Consider the following 20,956-nt stretch of genomic DNA (forward strand, 5'->3'; position numbering starts at 1 on the left):
GAAAAAGATCGCAGCCTGCGGCAGCTCCTACGAGGTACGCATTCCCATGTAGGAGCTGCCGCAGGCTGCGATCTTTTAAACCATCAGATGAAGATGGTTGTCCCAGAGCCCCGCAGGCAACTCCAGAGGTTTTGCAACCAGGGTTGTCTGGCGACAATCGTAGTACCGGCATCGTCCTTGACCGGAGGTCACGACAAAACCATCGGCCACGGCCCCGACACCGGCGCAATCTGGAAGTGGCGCGTCCAGGCGTACTTCACCGCTGTCCAAGTCCCAGATAAAAAAGCGGTTGCCCCGCGGCGCGGTCAGGGCGACCAGACGCAGTTCGCTGTGTACGGCGACGCTGGCGGTGTAATGCCCCATGGCCTGCAACTGATGCTCGGGCACCGGGAACGCCACGAACGGTTGGCCGGGCCGCTTGATCGCCAGCAGCTCCGATGACTCGTGGGCAGCGCCCATGAACTGCTGGCCGGCCACGATGGTGCCGTCGCTGGCGACGCCCAAATGCCGCACGCTGTTCATCTGTTGGGCCAGTGTTTCCTTGCTCAACAAAGTGCCATCGCGCTGCATCAACACCAGGCTCGGTTCCATCGCATTGAGGTTCATCTCGACCCGGCTTTCGGCCTCGGTGCGAATGCCGCCGTTGGCCACAATCAGCGTCTCGCCATCGGGCATCCACGACACCTGATGCGGGCCGACACCGTGGGTGGGAAGCTCGCCGCTGTGCACCAGTCGCTCACCTTCGAACTTATACACACCGAGCAGGCCACGGCCCGGATCGGAGGTGTCGTTCTCGGTGGCGTACAGCCAGTCGCCGCTCTGGTGAATCACGGCGTGACCGTAGAAGTGCCGGTTCGGCTGCGAGACCACGGTTTGCAGCAACGTGCCGTCGCGCAGGTCGATCAGGTAACTCTCGGTGCCGGGACGTCGAGCGACGAACAGCGCTATCGGCAGCGTCGGGTGGTTGATGATGTCGTGGCAACGCTGGCCGACCTGGGTGGCAAACACCCGGGTACCGTCCAGCCGATAACCGACGGCGTAATGCTTGCCGTCACCATCGTCCCGCGCCGAGAGCAGTAGCGGGCTTTTGTCCTTTTGCTTGAACAGCGTCCAGCCGCCCAGTGTCACCGCACCCAGCAGCAAACTCCCTAACGTCAGAGCCTGGCGTCGCAGCATGGCACTAGCCCTCATCAGTCACCGTCGTTGGCGTTGAAGCCCAGTTGGATGCCCAGCGTCTTGGCCAGCTCGCCTTCGTGCAGGCGATGGACAACGTTGAGGCTGTCGTAGATCGCGTTGAGCTGCTGGCGCCCGGCATCGTTGGTGAGCATGTCGGTCAGCGAGCGCTGGTTGCTGGCGAACAGTTTCAGAGACGCTTCGTAGGCCGCGTCGATCTTGTCGGCCAAGGGTTTCTGCTCGCTTGGCAACAGACCGCGCAGGCCTTTGTTGTCGACACCGACCCAGACGGTTTGCGCCGCGCTCAGGCTCGCTTGCAGGCCTTGCAGCGACGATTGGCTGCGCCAGGCATCGGCCTGGAACGGCTGTGGCGTGCCCTTGCTCTGACGGCCCATCGGCGTGCCGAGTTTTTTCTTCAGGGAGTCCAGCGCCGTCACTTGCACGCGCAACAGATCGGCGATCGCCTCGTGGGAGTCGGCGTAGCGCTGGTTCGGGAATTTGCTCATCTGCGCGAGCATGCCGTCGTTGGTGTTCCAGCGCGACAGGATCTCTTCAGCCAATTGCTTCTGGCGTTCGCCAATGGCGGTCAGCAGCGGGCAGTATTTGGCTTTCTGCGCGCTGTCAGCCATGTCGATCTTGCTGTCGAACAGGATGTACTCATAGGCCGAGAGGCCTTGTACCACAACGCTGGATTTGGTCAGGGCGGCGGCATCGATCTGCGGTTGCGCGGTGACCAGTTGCTCGACCTGACGGCCCACGAGGTTTTTCTTGTCCGGCCAGAACTGCACTTGCCACGAACGGTTGCCCTCGGCCAACGGCCCGATCAGTAGCGGTTGCAACTCGGCCCAGGCTTTCTGCGCGTGCAGGAAGTCGGCGCGGGCGGTGTCCAGGGTTTCCTTGCCTTGGCAGAACGCCAGGGCGCTGACCGCCAATTGACGGTCGGCTTCGACCCAGCGGCTGTAGGTCGGCAGGATGACTTGCTTGGCAATGGCCGCCGACGTGACCGCTTGCGGATCCTGGGGCGAACAGGCGCCCAGGGCGAGGGCGGCAAGGCTGGTGAACAACAATTTGGGACGGAACATGTCGGGCTCCCGCTGAAGGAAAACGTATTAAAGAGAATTCAAAAACGCCAGCAACGCCGCGCGCTGCTCGGCATTGAAAGACAAAACCTGTTGCTGCGCCGCCTTTGCCTCGCCGCCATGCCAGAGCACGGCTTCGAGCAGGTTACGGGCGCGGCCGTCATGCAAAAACTGGGTGTGGCCGCTGACCGCCTGTGTCAGGCCGATGCCCCACAACGGCGGCGTGCGCCAGTCGCGGCCGCTGGCCTGGAATTCGCTGCGGTTGTCGGCCAGGCCATCGCCCATGTCATGCAGCAGCAGGTCGCTGTAAGGGCGAATCACTTGATTGGCCAATTCAGGTTCCGCGGCGTTGGCGGCGGTGGTGTATTGAGGGGTGTGGCAGGACTGGCATCCCGCCTGGAAAAACAGATTCTTGCCGGCCAGCACCTCAGGCGCGCCGACATCGCGACGGGCCGGTACCGCGAGGTTACGGCTGTAGAACAGCACCAGACGCAGGATGTTATCGCTGACTTCCGGCTCACCATCCGGGCCATTGCCGTTGGGTGCCTGCTTGCAAGCGGTTTGCGCGTCGGTGCAGTCATCAACGGTTCTCAGGCTGGTTGTGAGACCCATGTCTCCAGAGAACGCGTGAACGTTTTGTTGATTGAGGTTCGGTTGCCCGGCCTTCCAGCCAAATCGCCCGAGGACGGTTTTCTGCTGCGCGTCGTCCCAGACCCGGTTCGGTCGTCCGGCGATGCCGTTTTTCTCCCGCGCCTGAGCCTCGGCGTTAGCCAGGATGGCCTCGTCGGGGATCGCCTCAAGCAAGCCCAGGCCAATCATCGGCGGTGCGATGCGCGCCGAGAAGCGCGTGTCGGGGTGCATCGGGCCATAGCCGAGTTGAGTGATCTGCAGGGTCGGCTTACGCAACTCGATTTCGCTGCCGTCCTTGAAGCGTATCGGGACCGCTGTGTAATCGACACGTACCTTGCCTTCCGGGACGACGCCGGGCACCGACATGTCCTGGAACTGCCCGCCGTAGACCGGCTCTGGCACCACGCCCAGTTGTTCGATGATCTTGGCGTAGGCCGGCGAATCGGGAATCGACAGACGCACCAGCATCGACACTGCGTTCGGCGCATCGGGCGCGGGCGGGTGACCACGCCCGTCCTTGATGTGGCAGTTCTGGCAGGCGTTGGTATTGAACAACGGGCCAAGGCCATCGCGGGCGGTGGTGGTCGACGGCGCGATCACCCAAGGGCTGCGAAAGAAACTGTTGCCGACGCTGAAATCGACGCGCCGTGACGGCGGCAGATTGGCGGACGGCAGGGAGAATGCGTTCTGATCGGTCTTGCGCACCGTTGCGCTGCCGCCGGACCGGGCTTCACCGGGTTCGGCCTGGGTAAAACGCGGGGCGTCATCGCAGGCACTCAGGCCCAGGGCCAGCAACAGTGCGGACAAGCGAAGAGGCAGCGAGGGCATCGGACATCCTGCAAGACGAGCAAAACAAGGGCGCAAAGTCTAACAGGGCAGGGGAGTTGGAATAAGAGGAATTATCGTTTGGTTGATGTGGGGCAGGGTTTCACTTGAGACCGAGTCGCGGCCATCGCGGGCAAGCCACGCTCCCACAGGTTCAGTGCAAGCCCCTGTGGGAGCGTGGCTTGCCCGCGATGAGGCCATCAGCATCACTCAAAAATCAGGCATAAAAAAAGGCGACCCTGAGGTCGCCTTATAACTCAGCCAGCGTTGATCAGAACTCGTGATCAGCGTTGTCCGGGTTCAGGTCGCTGATGCCCAGTTTGCCAGCGGCCGCTTCGATCGAACCGGTCTGCTTGACCAGCGAGGCGATGGCGTCGCGCACGATCTGGTTGCCGGCAGCGTTGCCCGCAGCGATCAGTTGGTCGTAGTGCTCGCCCTTGTTGGCGTGATCGACCATGACCTGAAGCTTGGCTTCGGTGGCGGCCAGGTCGGCTTTCAGCGCGGTGTCGGCAGCCGGATCGGCTTTGGCGACCAGCGACGACAGGCTGGCGCCAGTCATTTTGCTGCCGTCTACGCGGGTGTATTCGCCCAGGTACACGTTACGCACGCCTTTGGCGTCGTAGAAGTGCGAGTTGTGGGTGTTGTCGCTGAAGCAATCCTGTTCGTCTTCCGGGGAGTTGGCTTCCAGGGAAACCTTCATGCGCTCGCCCGCCAATTCGCCCAAGGACAGGCTGCCCATGCCGAACAGCATTTTGCGCAGGCCGGTTTCAGCCGGTTCCGCTTCCAAGGTGGCGCGGTAGTTGTCGGCCACGTTCGGCTTCCAGTTACCGACCATTTCTTGCAGGTCGTTGACCAGCAGTTGGGTCACGGATTTCAGGTAAGCGCGGCGACGATCATTGTGACCGCCGGTAGCGCCTTTGCCTTCCAGGAAGTCGGTAGCTGGACGGTTGCCGGCGCCAGGGCCGGTGCCGTTCAGGTCCTGGCCCCAGAGCAGGAATTCGATGGCGTGGTAGCCGGTGGCGACGTTGGCCTCGGAACCGCCCAGCTCGTTCAGGCTGGCGAGTTTTTCCGGGGTGATGTCTTTCACGTCGACCTTGTCTTCGCCGACCTGAACTTTAGTGTTGGCGATGATATTGGCGGTGGCGCCGGGGTTACCCAGTGCGTGCTCGTAGGATTTGTCGACGTAGTCGATCAGGCCTTCGTCCAGTGGCCAGGCATTCACCTGACCTTCCCAGTCGTCGATGATGGTGTTGCCGAAGCGGAACACTTCGCTCTGCAGGTAAGGCACGCGGGCCGCGACCCAGGCAGCCTTGGCGGCTTTCAGGGTGTCGGCGTTCGGCTTGGCGAGGAATGCGTCGACGGCGGTTTGCAGGGTTTTCGCGGTGGATTCGGCATCGCTGTAAACGGCGAAGACGATGTCGGCGTAGTGCGCAACCACAGCCTTGGCGGCGGCTTCATCAATTTTACCGGTAGCAGCAGGCGCAGCCGGGGCAGAGGTGCTGGCGGCCGGGGTCGGCGCTTGTGGAGCGGCAGCCTTGTCTTTGCCTTCGCCGCAACCGGCGAGGGAAATAGCGATGGCCAGCAGACTGGCGGTGGCCAGAGGCATACGAATCATGGCGAACATCCTGCTTCGGTGATTGATGGACGCGCGTGGAGGGCGCGCAAAACTGCGACATAATGCAAATCTTTCGCATTATGTGTAAAGGGTTGTGCTTGTAAATATTTCTTATTCACGGGGACACGTGAGGTAGATCAAAAGATCGTAGCCTCGTTTCACTCGGCAGCTCCTACAGAGTGAAACGAGGCTGCGATCTTTTGATCTTCTACAAAATAACCGCGTTACTGCGCTGCGCCTGTTTCAGATAGACACTCAATTCCCGTGCCGGCAGCGGTTTGCTGTAGTGATAACCCTGACCTTCGTGGCAGCCTTCGGAGATGATGTAGGCCTCTTGCTCGGCAGTTTCCACACCCTCGGCAATCACCTGCATGCCCAGGCTCTTGCCCAGCTGGATGATGGCGCGAACGATGGTCGCATCGTCGTCGTCATCAAGCAGATCCTGAACGAAGCTCTTGTCGATCTTGATCTTGTCCAGCGGCAGGCTTTTCAAATAGCTCAGTGATGAATAACCGGTGCCGAAGTCGTCGATGGCGATCAGCGCGCCGGAGCGACGCAGGCTCAGCAGATGCTGGGCGGCGGTGCTGATGTCTTCCATCAGGCCGGTTTCGGTGACTTCCAGCTCCAGGCTGCGCGGTGGCAGGCGGTACATTTGCAGCAGGTTGTTGACCACCCGCGGCAACTCGGCGTGGTGCAATTGCACGGTGGACAGGTTCACCGCCATGCGCAGGTCGAAACCCTGATCGTGCCATTCGCGCAATTGTTTACAGGCCTGATCCAGCACCCATTCGCCGATGGCGATGATGGTGCCGTTCTGCTCGGCCAGCGGGATAAACAGGTCCGGCGGCACCAGCCCGTGTTCGGGATGCTGCCAGCGAATCAACGCCTCGACGCCCACCACGCGATGATCGCGGTAGCTGATCTGCGGTTGATAAACGAGGTAGAACTGGTCGCGGATCAAGGCATCGCGCAAGTCTTTTTCCAACTCGCGGCGCCGCCGCATTTCCGTGTCGACGCTGGCGATATAGAACTGATAGCGGTTGCGCGAGCGAGTCTTGGCCAGGGTCATGGTCTGCTCGGCTTTTTGCAGCAACTTCTCGGTGCTGTCACCGTCCTCGGGGAACAGGGTGATGCCGATGGTGGCGCGCAGGCGAATTTCCTGATGATCGAGGGCGAAGGCCGCTTCCAGATCATCGAGAATGCTTTGGGCCAGTTCGGCCGCTTCATAGGGTTGTTCGATGTCGGCCTGGACCAGTGCGAACTGGTCGCCACCCAAACGGGCGAGGGCGCCGAGGCGACCGCTGTGAGCCCGCAGGCGATCGGCCAGGGCCAGCAGCAACTGGTCGCCGGTCTGATAGCTGAACTGTTCGTTGATGCCTTTGAAGTCATCGAGCCCGACACACAGCACCGCAACCCGACGCTGCAATTTGCCAGCGTCGACGAGGATTTTGTCCAGTTGTTGCTGCAATTGCTGGCGGTTCGGCAAACCGGTGAGGAAGTCGTACTGGGCCATGCGCAGCAGGCTGTTTTCCGCTTCGTGGCGCAGGTGAGTGTTGCGCTCGATGGATTCGAGCAACTGGTTGGCAGTGTTGATCCAGACGCCCAACTCGTTTCTCTCATGACCCTTGAGCTGCGGAATCTTGTGGGCGCTGGGCCGGTCCGGGTTGATTTCGGTCAGGTGCTCGATAATCCGCGACAGCGGTTTGGTCAGCAGCCAGTGATAGACCAGATACAGCACCAAAGCCATGGCCAGGGCGCGCAATACACCAGAGATGAAGATGATCACCGAGCTGACGATGAATCCCTTGCCGTAGGTGGCCGTGTCGAGAGTAATGCTCAGGTCGCCGTAGTACTCGCTGTAGGGGCCGCGGCCCACCAGTTGGGTGGTGAAGGTGCGTTCGTTGCCGAGGATCAGGTCAGTCAGCCAGCGGCTGTTGGAGTGCTGCAGTTCACGGGTTTTTTGCGCAAGCATGGCTTCGTTAGGATGGCCGATGGAGGCCATGCGCACGGCATCGTCCTGAAACAGGCCTTCGATCACCTGCATGCCCATTTCCCGGTCCAGGCTGTAGACGGCCTGGGTCGAGGGGTCGCGGAACATGTCGAGGATGCGCTGGGCATCGCTGGCTACGGCCTGACGTGTTTTATAGGCATCGAAAACGATCTGCGCGCAGCTCAAGACTACGCCGACGATCAATGCCGACAGGAGCACGACCCGGAGCAACTTCACCGACAAGCTGTTCTTGAGTTCCAGCTTCAAAGGGTTATTCCTTGTTCCGTGCGGGTAGCGTCAAGTTGCCATGAGTATTGGCAATCCCGTGATGTCAGTCAAAGGGACATTCCAACCCAGGGGATTTTGCCGGTAGCTTGGCCGATATGCTGTTGTTTTGAGTATTTGCCCTATTAGTACTGTGTCGGTTGTTGGGGGCCTCAACTTGAGGGGAGCGGGACAATTTTTCCTTGTGGTTGATGTTAGACCGCTGCGATGTGAGGGCAAGAGGGCGAATGCCACTCGTGTTGTGGGAAAGCGCCCTCCTACTGTAGGAGCGAGGCTTGCCCGCGAAGGCGGCTGTAGGGATGTACCCATTTCCCCTGCCCATAAAAAAACCCGGCAAAAGCCGGGTTTCTTGACTGGCGCGAAGCTTAAGCGGTGAAGGTTTTGCCTTCGAACTGCTCAGCCACGAACTTCCAGTTGACCAGGTTCCAGAACGCTTCGACGTACTTCGGACGAAGGTTGCGGTAGTCGATGTAGTAAGCGTGTTCCCAGACGTCGCAGGTCAGCAGCGGGGTGTCGCCGCTGGTCAGCGGGTTGCCGGCGCCGATGGTGCTGGCCAGGGCCAGGGAACCGTCAGCCTTTTTCACCAGCCAGCCCCAACCGGAACCGAAGGTGCCGATGGAGGTTTTGCTGAACTCTTCCTTGAACTTGTCGAACGAACCGAAAGCTGCGTTGATGGCATCCGCCAGCGCGCCGGTTGGTTGACCGCCGGCGTTTGGCGCCAGGCAGTTCCAGTAGAAAGTGTGGTTCCAGACCTGAGCGGCGTTGTTGAAGATACCGCCCGAGGAAGTCTTGACGATTTCTTCCAGGGTCTTGCCTTCGAACTCGGTGCCTGGCACCAGGTTGTTCAGGTTCACGACATAGGTGTTGTGGTGCTTGTCGTGGTGGTACTGCAGAGTTTCCTCTGAAATGTGCGGCTGCAGGGCATCGTGTGCGTAAGGCAGCGGCGGCAATTCGAAAGCCATGATGATTCTCCTAATCAGGTCAGTTGCGGTGAGCGCAAGGCCGATCACGGGCGGCCAGACATGCGCCGGGGAGTTTGTACTCTTTGCGGCGCAGGGATCGGATCATAGCACCGGGGGGGCGGCATAACCACGCAACAACTGTGTGGAATAGAGGTTCCAGAGCCTTTTGGAATAAATCATGAAGCGATGATTAACTGGAACGCTACGGTGAACATCATGACGGCGACCAACAGGTCGAGGATTCGCCAGGTGCTTGGCCGTGCCAGCCATGGTGCGAGCCATGCCGCGCCAAGGGCTAAAGTGAAAAACCACAACAATGACGCACTGGCCGCGCCCACCACATAAGCACCGGGCTCGGTCTGTTGTGCGCCGAGAGAACCGATCAGCAACACGGTGTCCAGATAAACGTGCGGGTTGAGCAGCGTCACCGCCAACGCACTGAGCAGCACCGCCCGCAGCGAGCGTACCGTCTGATTTTCACCCTGTTGCAGGCTTTGTTTCGAGCAAGCCCGACGCAACGCCAGGCTGCCGTACCACAGCAAAAACACTGCGCCACCCCAACGGGCGATGGCCAGCAGGGTCGGGTTTTGCGCCAGCACCGTCGCCAGGCCGAACACTCCGGCGGCCACCAGCAACGCATCGCAGGTCACGCAAAGCGCCGCCACCGGCAGGTGATGTTCACGCCGAAGGCTCTGCGCCAACACAAATGCATTCTGGGTGCCGATCGCCATGATCAGCCCCGCGGCCACCAACAGGCCGTTCACATAGCTTTGCCACATACGTATTACTCCGCGTTGGACGCCAGATCCCGCAGTACCTGCAGGGCGCGTTCGGCATCGGCTTGGCCGACGAACAAATGGTCGTGGTAATAGCCGGCGATCACGTTGCAACTGATGCCGGCCTGGCCCAATGCGGTGGCGAACGCGGCGGTCAGACCGACGGCTTCGAGGGCCGAGTGCACGTTCAAGGTGATCCAGGCGGCGACATAGTCGAAGCTGAAACCGGCCTTTTCAGCGTGGGAACGTTCCAGAATCACCGTCAGGCCTTCCCGCTCGCGAAAGCTGCCGACAATCTCAAGGCCGGCAGGCAGCTTGCCGTCGCGCAATGTGCAAAACACGTATTCGCCGTCGTTGAGTTGCGGGCTCATGCTGCGCAGCAGGGTTGCCAATGACGTTTCGCCAGCCATGTCGGTGATCCTTGTTCAAGAGTTCTTGCTGGCCATTCTCCAGTTGAAGGCTGTATAAGAAAAACCAATAGTACTGATCGCCCATTAGGAAAACTGATGTTCGACTACAAATTACTTTCCGCGCTCGCCGCCGTAATCGAGCAGGCCGGATTCGAACGTGCCGCGCAGGTGCTGGGGTTGTCCCAATCGGCCATCTCTCAGCGGATCAAACTGCTGGAGGCACGGGTCGGCCAACCGGTGCTGGTGCGGGTCACACCTCCGGCGCCGACGGAGATTGGCCGGCGATTGCTTAACCATGTGCAGCAGGTGCGATTGCTTGAGCGCGATCTACAAACGTTGGTCCCGGCGCTGGACGAAGAAGGCCTGCCGGAACGCCTGCGTATCGCGCTGAATGCCGACAGTCTTGCAACTTGGTGGGCCGAGGCGGTGGGCGACTTTTGCGCGGAACAACATCTGTTGCTCGACTTGGTAGTAGAAGACCAGACCGTTGGCCTTAAACGCATGCGCGCAGGCGAAGTGGCGGGGTGTGTCTGCGCCAGTGAACGGCCGGTGGCCGGAGCGCGCAGCGTTCTGTTGGGGGCGATGCGCTACCGTGCGATGGCGAGCCCGGCGTTCATTGCCCGGCATTTTCCCGAAGGTGTGCGCGCCGATCAGTTAGCGAAAACTCCGGCTTTGGTGTTTGGGCCGGACGATTTCCTACAGCATCGCTACCTCGCATCCCTCGGTGTGGATGGCGGTTTCGAACACCATTTATGCCCATCGTCCGAAGGCTTTCTTCGCCTCACGGAAGCAGGGCTTGGCTGGGGCCTGGTGCCTGAGTTGCAGGTGCGCGAGCAACTGGAGCGCGGTCAATTGCAGGAGCTTTTGCCAGATAAGCCGATCGATGTGCCGCTGTACTGGCATCATTGGCGCAATGGCGGTCAGCTGTTGGGGTTACTCACCGATCAATTGGTGGGCTCGTCGAAGCAATGGCTGGTGCCGTTGGACTGACGGGCAGCGTCAAGACCTCACGCCCTATGCAATATGCAAAACGAAATATTCGGAGCAATTCATGAAGATTCTGGTCACCGGCGCAAGCGGCTTCATTGGCGGACGCTTTGCGCGTTTCGCCCTGGAGCAGGGCCTGGACGTGCGGGTCAACGGTCGCCGGGCCGAAAGCGTCGAGCATCTGGTGCGCCGTGGCGCCGAGTTCATTCAGGGCGACTTGAGCGACCCGCAACTGGCGCGCGACCTGTGTTCAGGCGTCGAAGCCGTGGTCCATTGCGCCGGCGCTGTCGGTTTGTGGGGGCGGTATCAGGACTTTCATCAAGGCAACGTCGAAGTCACCGAGAACGTGGTCGAGGCCTGTCTGAAACAGCGCGTTCGGCGCCTGGTGCATTTGTCGTCGCCGTCGATCTACTTCGATGGCCGCGATCACCTGGGGTTGACTGAAGAACAGGTGCCCAAGCGCTTCAAACATCCCTATGCCGCGACCAAATACCTGGCCGAGCAAAAAGTCTTCGGTGCGCAGGAATTCGGCCTCGAAACCCTGGCCCTGCGCCCGCGTTTCGTGACGGGCGCCGGCGACATGAGCATTTTCCCCAGGCTGCTGAAAATGCAGCGCAAAGGGCGGTTGGCGATTATCGGCAATGGCCTGAACAAGGTCGATTTCACCAGCGTGCAAAACCTCAATGAAGCGTTGCTCAGCAGCTTGCTGGCCAGCGGTTCGGCCTTGGGCAAGGCCTACAACATCAGCAACGGAGCGCCGGTTCCGTTGTGGGATGTGGTCAATTACGTGATGCGCCAAATGGATGTCCCACAGGTTACCCGTTACCGTTCCTACGGTTTGGCCTACAGCCTTGCCGCGCTCAACGAGGGTGTGTGCAAGCTGTGGCCTGGTCGTCCCGAGCCGACACTGTCGCGGCTGGGCATGCAGGTCATGAACAAAAACTTCACCCTGGACATCAGTCGCGCACGGCATTATCTGGACTACGATCCGAAAGTCAGCCTCTGGACCGCCCTCGATGAATTCTGCGGCTGGTGGAAGGCTCAGGACATTCGCTGACACACAAGGGCGGCCCTGACTGAACCGAGTTCGGGGTTCAGGGTCAACCGGTGCGGCAGCGGGGGTTATACTTCGCCGCATCAAGCCATCACCGCGTTTTACAAAGGTTGACCCTAATGCCCATGCGTAACGATGCCAACGACGACTTCGACGATGTCCCGAGCCTGCGCGCCAACAGTCTCGATGACGATGATTTTCCGACCACCGCTCGCACTTCCGTGCATTCGCGCACCACACCGGTGGTCAAGGTCAAAGGCCCGAGCACCGGCCCTCTGTGGGCATTGGTCGGCGCGTTGTTCTTTGCCTTCGCCGGCCTTGCCTGGTGGAGTTTTCAGCAGATCTCGCTGATGGAACAGCAACTGGTGGCGACCCAGGAAAGTTTTGCGCGCATCAGTGAGGAAGCGGCGGGGCGCTTGCAGGACATTTCCGGCAAGGTCGTGGCCAGCCAGTCCAACGTCAGCACTGGCAGTGAAGCGTTGAAGCTGCAAATCAAACAGCTCGAAAGCAAACTACAGGACCAGAGCAAACAGCTGGAAAGCAAGCTTCAGGATCAGAGCAAGCAGCAGCAAGGCGTACTCGGCCAGACCTCCGATCTGGACAAGCGCCTGGCGCAAATGACCGCGCAAGCCACCGAACAACAAACCGCCAATGCTCAGTTGCAGGCTCAGGTCAAAGCCTTGAGCGGCGAACTGGCCGCGTTGAAGAACGCGCCGGACGATACCAGCCAATTCGACGCCCAACTCAAAAGCCTGGGCGCTGACATCGTTGCGCTGAAGAAACAAGGCAATCCAAGCGCCGCCATCGAGCGCCTGGAGCAAGACATGATCGTACTCAAAAGCCAACAGGACAACCGCCCGGCCGCCACACCAGGTGGCACCAACACCGCCGAGTTCGACGCCTTCCGCGGCCAGGTCACCCGCAACATCAACACCCTGCAGGCGCAGATCCAGAATCTGCAGCAACAGCTGCGCGCCCGGCCTTAATAGGGGCCTGTTGATCGTTCCCACGCTCTGCGTGGGAACGATCGGTCGGAGGGGTTAGCGAACCGTGTCCTCCCGCCCTCGCAATACTCTGTTCGGCATGGCAATCGCCGCTGCCAGCCCCAACAGCGACACCGCCGCGCTGACCATCAGCAAATGCCGGAAGGTCAGCAACAGCTCAGCGCGCAGGGCGTTTTGTGCATCCCCCGGTGCGGCGTTCAAACCATCGAGCAAGACATTCCCCGAATGGCCCTCGGCAATCAGCGATGAGCCGGCCAGATGCGCGAAACTCGAATCCTGCAACAACGCCAGCAGCAGCGCCGACATTAACGCCACACCCACCGCGCCACCCAGGGAACGGAACAGATTCGTCGTGCTGGTTGCGACGCCGATATCCCGTTGTTCCACCGAGTTTTGTGTACCCACCAACGATGTCGGGAACTGCATACCGCTGGCGATCCCACTGAGCAACATGAACAGGCTGCTCAGCACAAACGCCTGAGGCGCACTGAACGCCATGCCGAGAATCGAGAATGGCATGAGCAGGGCGCCAGTCAGGATCATCGGTTTATAACGACCGCTCACCGAGGTCTGGCGTCCGGCGAAATACGCGCCTATCGGCAAACCCATGGCCAGCGGCAACAGGTGCAGCGCCGCGCTGTCGGCTCCGGCGCCGGTGACGCTCTGGAAGCGAAGGGGCATCAGCACGATCAAGGAAATCGCCTGGAAACTGGTGAAGAAAATCGTGCACCAGCAAAGAATCGCACTGCGGTTGGCGAACAAGTGCATCGGCAGCAACGGTTCCCGCGCCCGCCGTTCATGCCAGACGAACACGGCCAGCACCACCACCGCACAACCGAGCAAACCCGACACTTCGGTGCTGCGCCACGAATGGCCTTGGCCGACCTGAGTGATGCCCAGCAACAACGCCGTCAGGCCGATGATCATCAGCACGGTGCCGAAGTAGTCGATGATCGGCTTGCGCTGCGGCACTGGCAACCCCACCAGCGTGCGGTGGGCCACGAGCCAGGCACCTAGGCCCAATGGAAGATTGATCAGGAACACCCAGCGCCAGGACAGGTATTCGGTCATGTAGCCACCGAGTACCGGGCCGGCCACGCTGGCCACCGCGTACATGCTGCTGAAGTAACCCTGATAGCGACCGCGTTCGCGGGGCGGAACGATGTCGCCGATGATCGCCTGGCTCACCGAAATCATCCCGCCGGCACCGATGCCCTGAAGGATCCGCGCCAGCACCAGTTGCTCCATGCTTTGCGCCATGCCGCAGAACAACGACGCCAGGGTGAACACCCCCATGCCGAACAGCATCAACTTGCGGCGGCCATACAGATCGCCGAGTTTGCCGTAGATCGGCACCGCCACGGTCATCGCCACCATGTACCCGGAAATCACCCAGGCCAGCAGGCTGACATCCTTGAATTGCGCGGAAATGGCCGGCATCGACACGGCGACGATGGTCTGATCCAGCGCGCCCAGAAAGATCGCCAGCATCAGGGCGATCAGCACGCTGCGAATGGCCGGTTTGGGCGTTTCAGGCTGGTTGAGATTGGTCACGGGTAAAACCTGCGGGCAGTAATGGACCCGCAGCAGCCAAGGCGAGCGGGATGCTCGCCAGTGTAAGTCGGTAGCAGGCTATTCGATAGCCTCATAAGGAAGGCCGACGTAATTTTCTGCAATGGTTTTTCGGCCGGCCTCGGAGTCCACGAAATAGGCCAGCTCCGATTCGCTGATGCGCTGGCTGAACGCGTCATGCTCGTCGAAGCGATGCAGCATCGAGGTCATCCACCAGGAAAACCGCTCGGCTTTCCACACCCGCCGCAAGCAGACCTCGGAATACTTCTCCAGCAAATCCACACGGCCTTCGCGGTAAACCTTCAGCAGAATATTGAACAACGTACTGACGTCGCTGGCCGCCAGGTTCAACCCTTTGGCGCCAGTGGGCGGAACGATGTGTGCGGCGTCGCCGACCAGGAACATCCGCCCGTACTGCATCGGCTCGACCACAAAACTGCGCAGCGGCGCGATACTTTTTTCGATCGACGGGCCGGTCACCAGAGAGGCGGCGAGGGCAGTCGGCAGACGGGATTTGAGCTCATCCCAGAAGCGCTGATCGGACCAATCTTCGACTTTGTCCTGGGCCGGAACCTGGAGGTAATAACGGGTACGTGTCGGCGAACGCATGCTGCACAGCGCAAAACCCCGTTCATGCCGCGCGTAGACCAATTCTTCGTGGACCGGTGGCGTGTCAGCGAGAATCCCCAGCCAGCCGAACGGATAAACCCGCTCGAATATCTTCAGGCAATCAGCAGGTATCGATTGCCGCGCCACGCCATGGAAACCATCGCAACCGGCGATGTAGTCACAATCGAGTCGATACGTTTCGCCGTCCTTGTCGAAGGTGACAAAGGGTTCAGCGGTTTTCATGTCGTGGGGGGCGACATTGCTGGTTTCATAGATCGTCTGTGCACCGGCGTCCCGACGAGCGGCCATCAGATCGCGGGTGACCTCGGTCTGGCCATAGATCGTTACGGTTTTGCCGCCCGTCAGCACCTGCAAATCGATGTGTACCCGGCGCCCGTCGAGGGCCAGTTCGAAGCCTGCATGGACCAACCCTTCGGCGTCCATGCGCTGCCCCACCCCGGCCTGACGCAACAGCTCTACCATGCCTTGTTCGAGGACACCGGCGCGGATGCGTCCGAGCACATAGTCCGGGGTCTGGCGTTCGAGGATCAGGGTGTCGATGCCGGCGTTATGCAGCAATTGGCCGAGTAGCAAACCAGAGGGGCCGGCACCGATGATCGCGACTTGGGTTTTCAGTGTTTTCATTGTTTTTATGACTCGCAAGCTCCACACGGCCAAGACCGGTGAATGATTTTTATGGATCGAGTACTTGCATTTTTCACTTGCGAGTCTGTCAATTGAAGGGGAAAACTGAGCCGATACCTGTACATTCTGCCAATCGGTGCGATTATCGCCCCGTTACCCTCGAGGCCTGGATTGAAGTGATGAACAAGCCTGACCTGCCATCGATTCCGGTGTTCAAACTCTACGGTGAAAGCCTGGACTGGCCGACCCCTGACTTATTGCACTGTGAAACCATTTCCAAACGCAGCCGCGAACATCAATGGGAAATCAAACCCCACCGCCACGCCGATTTGTGTCAGCTGCTCTTCGTTTTCAAAGGTCAGGCAGAGCTTGAAATCGAAGGCAAACGCTCACAATTGACCGAGCCGGCAATCCTGATTCTGCCGCCGTTATCGGTGCATGGTTATCGGTTTTCCGAGAACGTCGAAGGTTTCGTCGTCACGCTGGCCGCGCCGCTGATCGCCCACCTGCAAGCACAATTGGGCAATTCGGTGAACGCTCTGGCACAGGCCGAAAGCTACCCGGCGGGCAAGGACAGCGAGTACCTCAACAGCCTGTTTTCAGCGCTGCAAAGCGAATACACCGGCCATCAACCGGCGCGCGAAATGCTCATGCATTCGCTGGTCAGCGTGATCATGGTGTGGATTAGCCGTCAGGTGATTCAGCGCCAAACCGCCACTCAGCGTCCGCAACGGGCCCGGGAATACCTCAATGGCTTTATTCAGCTGGTGGAAGAAACCTATCGCCAGCACGTCAAGGTCGAGGACCTGGCTCATCGGCTGGGAATTTCCGTGTCCCACCTCAACGGCACATGCCGTGAACTGGCGGGGCAACCGGCGTTGCAGATCATGCACGAGCGTCAATTGCTGGAGGCCAAGCGCTTGCTGACCTACACCAGCATGACCATTTATGAAATGTCCGACGTGTTGGGGTTTTCCGATCCGACCAACTTCACACGCCTGTTCAGGCGTCGCGTGGGGATTTCACCGAAGGCCTTTCGCGACCGTTTGAAGGCCGATCAGGACCATGCCGATCAGGACAACGAGGCCTGACCCCTCGCCACAGGGTGTTCGTTACCGGAGGGCATTGAGGGTCGCGTTGTGGGGAATGCAGCGTTCGAAGTTGCAGCTCGCGTATTCGCGGGGCACTTGTCGCAACTGCTCGACACGCCAGGCGGCTGTGCCATACAGCGCCAGCGTCGCCGCGCAAGTGATGAAAATGGCGAGGTATCTTTTTGTTTTGATGTTCATGGCGTTGACCTCTGAACGAATACCTTCCGGTACTGCTTTGAGCATAGGTCAGCGCGGGTGAGTTGTGTAGGAGCTGCCGAAGGCTGCGATCTTTTGATCTTAATCTTCTCGCCGCCGCTGAAGATCAAAAGATCGCAGCCTTCGGCAGCTCCTACAGGGTAAGCATTCAAACTCCAGGAGTTGGCGAAGCTTTAAAGCCCGATATCCCACTCCGGTTCTTCGGGAAATCTGAGCACCAAAAAATCCAGCATGCTGCGCAACGCCGCCGGCATGTGCTTGCGTGAGGCATACACCGCATAAATGTTCATCTGCCGAGGCTCGGCCTGGGGCAGCAGGCGGATCAGTTCACCGCTGTGGATATGCACTCCCGCCTGATAGCTGGGCAGCATCGCCACGCCGGCGCCGGCCATCGTCGCGCGCAACAGCGTGCTGGCTTCGTTGGCGCTGATATTGCCCTGCACCGGCACCGAAACAGGCTCTCCGTCCTGTTCGAAATGCCAGAGGCTTTTGCCGAAGTAGGAGTGGGTCAGGCAGTTGTGCAGGCTGAGGTCCTCGACCCGTTGCGGTGTCGGGTGCTCGCGCAGGTAAGCGGGGGAGGCGCAGATCACTGAGCGGCAGACCGTCAGCCGCCGGGCGATCAGGTTCGGGTCCAGGTCGTTGCTGGTGCGGATGGCCAGGTCGATGCGTTCGTCCACCAGGTTCACCGTGCGGTCGAGCATTTGCATATCGATGCTGACGCCGGGGTAACGTTTGACGTAGGCCGCCATGGCGTCCGCCAGTTGCGCTTGGCCGAATGAGGTGCTGACGCTGATCCGCAACAGGCCTCGCGGTGCGTCGTCCGGTTCGCTGACGGCGGCCTGCATGTCGGTGGACCAATCGAGCATCTGCCGACAGCGAGGCAGGATCTCACTGCCGGCGGCGGTCAGACTCAATTTGCGCGTAGTGCGGTGCATCAGGCGCGCGCCGACCCAGTCTTCCAGTTCCGCCAGATAGCGTGAAACCACCGGCCGTGACAGGTCCAGGTGATCGGCTGCAGCCGATTGGCTGCCCAGGTCCACCACCGTAACGAACACCCGCATTGCTTGTAGACGATCCATGATTTGCCCGCTTTCAGAAACAAACTATGTTCAAGCATCGCATTTTTTGTATCGAACCAGGCAACTAAGCTCTGTCCCATCGCCAAGCACGGCATTCGGACAACGGAGCAACAGATGATCGGCTTCACTTCAATCAAACGCATTCTTCTGGCAACCGCCACGCTCGGCTTCGCGGCCCATGCCGCTGCGGCATCCACTCTGACGCTGGACGTCTACAACCCAGGCACCAACGCGATCTTCCCGGTGACCTCGGTGCTGGTCAGTGGCGAGAAGGAAGCGATTCTGGTGGACGCGCAATTCGGCAAAGCCCAGGCCGAACAGGTGGTGGAAAAAATTCGCGCCAGTGGCAAGCAACTGACCACCATCTACATCAGCCACGGTGACCCGGATTACTACTTCGGTCTCGACACCGTCACCCAAGCGTTCCCGAAAGCCAAGGTGCTGGCCTCGCAACCGACGGTTGATCACATCAAAAAAACCGTCGACGGCAAACTGGCATTCTGGGGCCCGAAAATGGGCGCTGACGTACCGAACAAAACCATCGTGCCGCAGGTGCTCAAGGGCGACAGCCTGATGCTGGAAGGGCAAAAATTGCAGGTGATCGGCCTGGACGGCAAGCAGCCTGATCGCAGCTTTGTGTGGATCCCGTCAATCAAGGCTGTGGTCGGTGGCGTGGTGGTCGCGGAAAACATTCACGTGTGGATGGCCGACACCCAGACCCCGCAATCCCATGCCGATTGGCTGACGACGTTGCAGGCGATCGAAGCGCTGAAGCCGAAAACCATCGTACCGGGTCACTACCTTGGTGAGAGCGCTCGCTCTCTGGCGGCGGTGCAGTTCACTGCCGGTTACATCAAGGCTTTCGACGAAGAAACCGCCAAGGCGAAAGACGCTGCCGAACTGATCGCCGCGATGAAAAAACGCTACCCGACCCTGGGCGAAGAAAGCTCGCTGGAGCTGAGCGCCAAAGTCGCCAAGGGCGAGATGAAGTGGTAATCCGCTGAGCAGTGGAGAGGAGGATGACGAAAATCCTGTGGGAGCGTGGCTTGCCCGCGAAGAAGGCACCGCGGTTTTTCAGGGATTACGCGTCATCGTTCTTCGCGGGCAAGCCACGCTCCCACAGGTTCTGCGTCGCCCCATGCCGCACAACTCAATACAGATTCACCCAAGCCAACTGGAGAAACGTCATGAGCAACATCGCAATCATCGGTGCCACCGGTCGTGCCGGTAGCCAACTGTTGGAAGAGGCCTTGCGTCGCGGTCATAGCGTCACCGCCATCGCTCGCGACACTTCGAAAATCACCCCGCGTGCCGATGTCGTGAGCAAAAACGTCGATGTGCTCGACGCCGCAGCATTGCAAGCCGCCGTGGCCGGGCATGATGCGGTGATCAGCGCTGCGCATTTCTCCACCATCCGTGCCAGCGCGATTATCGAGCCGGTGAAGAAGGCTGGGGTCAAGCGTCTGCTGGTGGTCGGCGGTGCCGGTTCGCTGTTGCTGCCGGACGGCTCACGGGTGATCGACAGCGAAGGCTTCCCCGAGGAATACAAGGCCGAGGCCAGCGCCGGTGCCGCGTTCCTGAATACCTTGCGTCAGGAAAAGGACCTGGACTGGACCTTCCTGTCCCCGTCGGCGGAGTTCGTCGAAGGTGAGCGCACCTGCTCGTTTCGGGTTGGCAAGGATGACTTGCTGGTGAGTGCCGAAGGCCGTAGCTGGATTACCTTTGCTGACTTCGCGATTGCGCTGATCGATGAAGTGGAAACACCGAAGCATTCCCGCCAGCGGTTTACTGTCGGGTATTGATCGTCTGATCGTTCCCACGCTCTGCGTGGGAATGCCTCAACGGACGCTCCGCGTTCGGCTTTGGAAGGGACGCGGAGCGTCCCGGGCTGCATTCCCACGCGGAGCGTGGGAACGATCATCTCTTAGCGGCTCTGCGCCTGCTCCACCAACCACCCCATCAATTCACGCAACTTCGGCGAAGGTTCCGGTTTCTCGGGGAACACCAGGTAATACGCCAACCCGGTTTTCACCTTCAAGTCAAAGGGCATGACCAGCCGTCCGGCACTCAGGTCATCGCCGATCAACGACCAATCGCCAATCGCTACACCTGTCCCCTGGGACGCCATCGACATCGCCAAGTCCAGGGTTTCGAAATGCTGCCCCTTGCCGACATTGCTCAGCCGAATATCCGCAGCCTTCAGCCAGGCGTTCCAGTCCCGTTCATCGCGGGTGGGGTGCAGCAACAAGTGTTGCTGCAGGTCGGCCGGGGTCTGCAAAGCCATCGGCCCTTCAAGCATCGGTTGGGAACACACGGGCGTCAGTTGCTCATCGAACAGATGCCGGGAGGCCAGTGAGCTGTCCGGCGGCGGGCCATACATCACCGCCGCGTCGAACTGCTCGCGATGAAAATCCACGCCGTGTTTCACCGTGGTGGTCAATTCCACCGGCACGTCCGGGCGTTCCTTTTGCCACTGCAACAGGCGTGGCAACAGCCAGCGCATCACGCAGGTCGGGGCTTTCAGTTGCAGGGTTTCGCGCTTCTCGCCGATCTGCTCCACCGCCTCGTCGATCAGGCTGAAAATCTGCTGCACCCGTGGCAGCCATTCCCGTCCTTCGGCGGTCAGGCTCAAGCCCCGCGCCTGGCGAATAAACAGCTCATAACCCAGATGATCTTCCAGCCCGGCGATCTGCCGGCTTACCGCGCCTTGGGTGATGTGCAGCTGTTCGGCGGCCCGGGTGAAGTTGCAGCACTGCGCGGTGATCAGAAAAGTGTGCAGCGCCGGCAGGGGAGGCAATCGTTTCATTGGGATCCAAGGTATGACGTGAGGACATGGCTAGTATGACTTTTTATCCATTGTTGCGGCTACGCGTCGCCCGTTCCAATGAGGCCATCCCTGGACCTGCCAACCCATCATAAACACTGCGCAGGCCCGGCGTCTCAAACGAACAAAA

General features: G+C 60.2%; 19 protein-coding genes. 6 read left to right on the forward strand and 13 right to left on the reverse strand.

Annotation, left to right across the window (positions count from 1 at the left end; all coding sequences use genetic code 11):
- Positions 1 to 75: 75 nt before the first annotated feature.
- From F6R97_RS20985 to F6R97_RS21020, 8 genes are all read right to left on the reverse strand, one after another.
- Positions 76 to 1,176 carry a DUF1513 domain-containing protein gene (locus F6R97_RS20985; RefSeq protein ID WP_315867023.1) on the reverse strand — a complete coding sequence of 367 codons (1,101 nt, stop codon included), beginning with the start codon at positions 1,174 to 1,176 and terminating at the stop codon, positions 76 to 78.
- Positions 1,177 to 1,190: 14 nt separating this feature from the next.
- A complete protein-coding gene (locus F6R97_RS20990; protein WP_315867024.1) occupies positions 1,191 to 2,255 on the reverse strand; it encodes an imelysin family protein in 1,065 nt (354 codons plus the stop codon).
- A 27-nt stretch (positions 2,256 to 2,282) separates the two neighbouring features.
- Positions 2,283 to 3,710, reverse strand: coding sequence for a di-heme oxidoredictase family protein (locus F6R97_RS20995; RefSeq protein WP_315867025.1), 1,428 nt, complete (start codon positions 3,708 to 3,710; stop codon positions 2,283 to 2,285).
- A gap of 268 nt (positions 3,711 to 3,978) precedes the next feature.
- Positions 3,979 to 5,322 (reverse strand): imelysin family protein, encoded by a 1,344-nt coding sequence (locus tag F6R97_RS21000; protein WP_315867026.1) that lies wholly within the window; start codon positions 5,320 to 5,322, stop codon positions 3,979 to 3,981.
- 208 nt (positions 5,323 to 5,530) lie between these two features.
- Positions 5,531 to 7,579: a putative bifunctional diguanylate cyclase/phosphodiesterase gene (locus tag F6R97_RS21005; RefSeq protein ID WP_038981897.1), complete on the reverse strand. Its 2,049-nt coding sequence runs from the start codon at positions 7,577 to 7,579 to the stop codon at positions 5,531 to 5,533.
- A gap of 383 nt (positions 7,580 to 7,962) precedes the next feature.
- A complete protein-coding gene (locus F6R97_RS21010; protein ID WP_007898423.1) occupies positions 7,963 to 8,559 on the reverse strand; it encodes a superoxide dismutase in 597 nt (198 codons plus the stop codon).
- A 176-nt stretch (positions 8,560 to 8,735) separates the two neighbouring features.
- Positions 8,736 to 9,338 carry a LysE/ArgO family amino acid transporter gene (locus tag F6R97_RS21015; RefSeq protein ID WP_315867027.1) on the reverse strand — a complete coding sequence of 201 codons (603 nt, stop codon included), beginning with the start codon at positions 9,336 to 9,338 and terminating at the stop codon, positions 8,736 to 8,738.
- Between the two features lie 5 nt (positions 9,339 to 9,343).
- Positions 9,344 to 9,745: an ACT domain-containing protein gene (locus F6R97_RS21020; protein ID WP_038981899.1), complete on the reverse strand. Its 402-nt coding sequence runs from the start codon at positions 9,743 to 9,745 to the stop codon at positions 9,344 to 9,346.
- Positions 9,746 to 9,841: 96 nt separating this feature from the next.
- On the opposite strand from F6R97_RS21020, the gene F6R97_RS21025 reads away from it, so the two are divergent.
- From F6R97_RS21025 to F6R97_RS21035, 3 genes are all read left to right on the forward strand, one after another.
- Complete coding sequence (locus F6R97_RS21025; RefSeq protein WP_315867028.1) at positions 9,842 to 10,735, forward strand: LysR family transcriptional regulator ArgP; 894 nt, start codon at positions 9,842 to 9,844, stop codon at positions 10,733 to 10,735.
- Positions 10,736 to 10,796: 61 nt separating this feature from the next.
- Complete coding sequence (locus F6R97_RS21030; RefSeq protein ID WP_038981901.1) at positions 10,797 to 11,789, forward strand: NAD-dependent epimerase/dehydratase family protein; 993 nt, start codon at positions 10,797 to 10,799, stop codon at positions 11,787 to 11,789.
- 116 nt (positions 11,790 to 11,905) lie between these two features.
- Positions 11,906 to 12,772 (forward strand): ATPase, encoded by an 867-nt coding sequence (locus tag F6R97_RS21035; RefSeq protein ID WP_315867029.1) that lies wholly within the window; start codon positions 11,906 to 11,908, stop codon positions 12,770 to 12,772.
- A 54-nt stretch (positions 12,773 to 12,826) separates the two neighbouring features.
- On the opposite strand, the gene F6R97_RS21040 is transcribed toward F6R97_RS21035, so the two are convergent.
- Both F6R97_RS21040 and pobA read right to left on the reverse strand, forming a co-directional pair.
- Positions 12,827 to 14,344 (reverse strand): MDR family MFS transporter, encoded by a 1,518-nt coding sequence (locus F6R97_RS21040; RefSeq protein ID WP_315867030.1) that lies wholly within the window; start codon positions 14,342 to 14,344, stop codon positions 12,827 to 12,829.
- A 78-nt stretch (positions 14,345 to 14,422) separates the two neighbouring features.
- Positions 14,423 to 15,607, reverse strand: coding sequence for a 4-hydroxybenzoate 3-monooxygenase (gene pobA, locus F6R97_RS21045; RefSeq protein WP_409999806.1), 1,185 nt, complete (start codon positions 15,605 to 15,607; stop codon positions 14,423 to 14,425).
- Between the two features lie 188 nt (positions 15,608 to 15,795).
- On the opposite strand from pobA, the gene F6R97_RS21050 reads away from it, so the two are divergent.
- The gene (locus F6R97_RS21050; protein WP_048395592.1) at positions 15,796 to 16,707 is read left to right on the forward strand and encodes a helix-turn-helix domain-containing protein; all 912 of its coding nucleotides are present in this window, start codon (positions 15,796 to 15,798) and stop codon (positions 16,705 to 16,707) included.
- Between the two features lie 21 nt (positions 16,708 to 16,728).
- On the opposite strand, the gene F6R97_RS21055 is transcribed toward F6R97_RS21050, so the two are convergent.
- Together F6R97_RS21055 and F6R97_RS21060 are read right to left on the reverse strand one after the other, a co-directional pair.
- On the reverse strand, positions 16,729 to 16,905 hold the full coding sequence (locus tag F6R97_RS21055; protein ID WP_167344819.1) for a hypothetical protein: 177 nt from the start codon (positions 16,903 to 16,905) through the stop codon (positions 16,729 to 16,731).
- 191 nt (positions 16,906 to 17,096) lie between these two features.
- Positions 17,097 to 18,002: a LysR family transcriptional regulator gene (locus F6R97_RS21060; RefSeq protein WP_204369459.1), complete on the reverse strand. Its 906-nt coding sequence runs from the start codon at positions 18,000 to 18,002 to the stop codon at positions 17,097 to 17,099.
- A 114-nt stretch (positions 18,003 to 18,116) separates the two neighbouring features.
- Here F6R97_RS21060 and F6R97_RS21065 point away from each other — a divergent pair, with 114 nt between their 5' ends.
- Both F6R97_RS21065 and F6R97_RS21070 read left to right on the forward strand, forming a co-directional pair.
- Positions 18,117 to 18,998 carry an MBL fold metallo-hydrolase gene (locus tag F6R97_RS21065; RefSeq protein ID WP_048395594.1) on the forward strand — a complete coding sequence of 294 codons (882 nt, stop codon included), beginning with the start codon at positions 18,117 to 18,119 and terminating at the stop codon, positions 18,996 to 18,998.
- A gap of 191 nt (positions 18,999 to 19,189) precedes the next feature.
- A complete protein-coding gene (locus F6R97_RS21070; protein WP_315867031.1) occupies positions 19,190 to 19,804 on the forward strand; it encodes an NAD(P)-dependent oxidoreductase in 615 nt (204 codons plus the stop codon).
- Positions 19,805 to 19,926: 122 nt separating this feature from the next.
- Here F6R97_RS21070 and F6R97_RS21075 read toward each other — a convergent pair whose 3' ends face one another.
- Positions 19,927 to 20,808: a LysR substrate-binding domain-containing protein gene (locus tag F6R97_RS21075; RefSeq protein WP_315867032.1), complete on the reverse strand. Its 882-nt coding sequence runs from the start codon at positions 20,806 to 20,808 to the stop codon at positions 19,927 to 19,929.
- Between the last annotated feature and the right edge of the window lie 148 nt (positions 20,809 to 20,956).

The organism is Pseudomonas sp. JV414 (genome assembly GCF_032424305.1).
Classification (GTDB): domain Bacteria; phylum Pseudomonadota; class Gammaproteobacteria; order Pseudomonadales; family Pseudomonadaceae; genus Aquipseudomonas; species Aquipseudomonas lini.

Coding starts and splice junctions, on each gene's coding strand:
- F6R97_RS21035 (WP_315867029.1), top strand. CDS start 11,906: ATGCCCATGCGTAACGATGCCAACGACGACTTCGACGATGTCCCGAGC.
- F6R97_RS21050 (WP_048395592.1), top strand. CDS start 15,796: ATGAACAAGCCTGACCTGCCATCGATTCCGGTGTTCAAACTCTACGGT.
- F6R97_RS21055 (WP_167344819.1), bottom strand. CDS start 16,905: ATGAACATCAAAACAAAAAGATACCTCGCCATTTTCATCACTTGCGCG.
- F6R97_RS20985 (WP_315867023.1), bottom strand. CDS start 1,176: ATGCTGCGACGCCAGGCTCTGACGTTAGGGAGTTTGCTGCTGGGTGCG.
- F6R97_RS21060 (WP_204369459.1), bottom strand. CDS start 18,002: ATGGATCGTCTACAAGCAATGCGGGTGTTCGTTACGGTGGTGGACCTG.
- F6R97_RS21070 (WP_315867031.1), top strand. CDS start 19,190: ATGAGCAACATCGCAATCATCGGTGCCACCGGTCGTGCCGGTAGCCAA.
- F6R97_RS21015 (WP_315867027.1), bottom strand. CDS start 9,338: ATGTGGCAAAGCTATGTGAACGGCCTGTTGGTGGCCGCGGGGCTGATC.
- F6R97_RS21010 (WP_007898423.1), bottom strand. CDS start 8,559: ATGGCTTTCGAATTGCCGCCGCTGCCTTACGCACACGATGCCCTGCAG.
- F6R97_RS21075 (WP_315867032.1), bottom strand. CDS start 20,808: ATGAAACGATTGCCTCCCCTGCCGGCGCTGCACACTTTTCTGATCACC.
- F6R97_RS20990 (WP_315867024.1), bottom strand. CDS start 2,255: ATGTTCCGTCCCAAATTGTTGTTCACCAGCCTTGCCGCCCTCGCCCTG.
- F6R97_RS21025 (WP_315867028.1), top strand. CDS start 9,842: ATGTTCGACTACAAATTACTTTCCGCGCTCGCCGCCGTAATCGAGCAG.
- F6R97_RS21065 (WP_048395594.1), top strand. CDS start 18,117: ATGATCGGCTTCACTTCAATCAAACGCATTCTTCTGGCAACCGCCACG.
- F6R97_RS21000 (WP_315867026.1), bottom strand. CDS start 5,322: ATGATTCGTATGCCTCTGGCCACCGCCAGTCTGCTGGCCATCGCTATT.
- F6R97_RS21030 (WP_038981901.1), top strand. CDS start 10,797: ATGAAGATTCTGGTCACCGGCGCAAGCGGCTTCATTGGCGGACGCTTT.
- F6R97_RS21020 (WP_038981899.1), bottom strand. CDS start 9,745: ATGGCTGGCGAAACGTCATTGGCAACCCTGCTGCGCAGCATGAGCCCG.
- F6R97_RS20995 (WP_315867025.1), bottom strand. CDS start 3,710: ATGCCCTCGCTGCCTCTTCGCTTGTCCGCACTGTTGCTGGCCCTGGGC.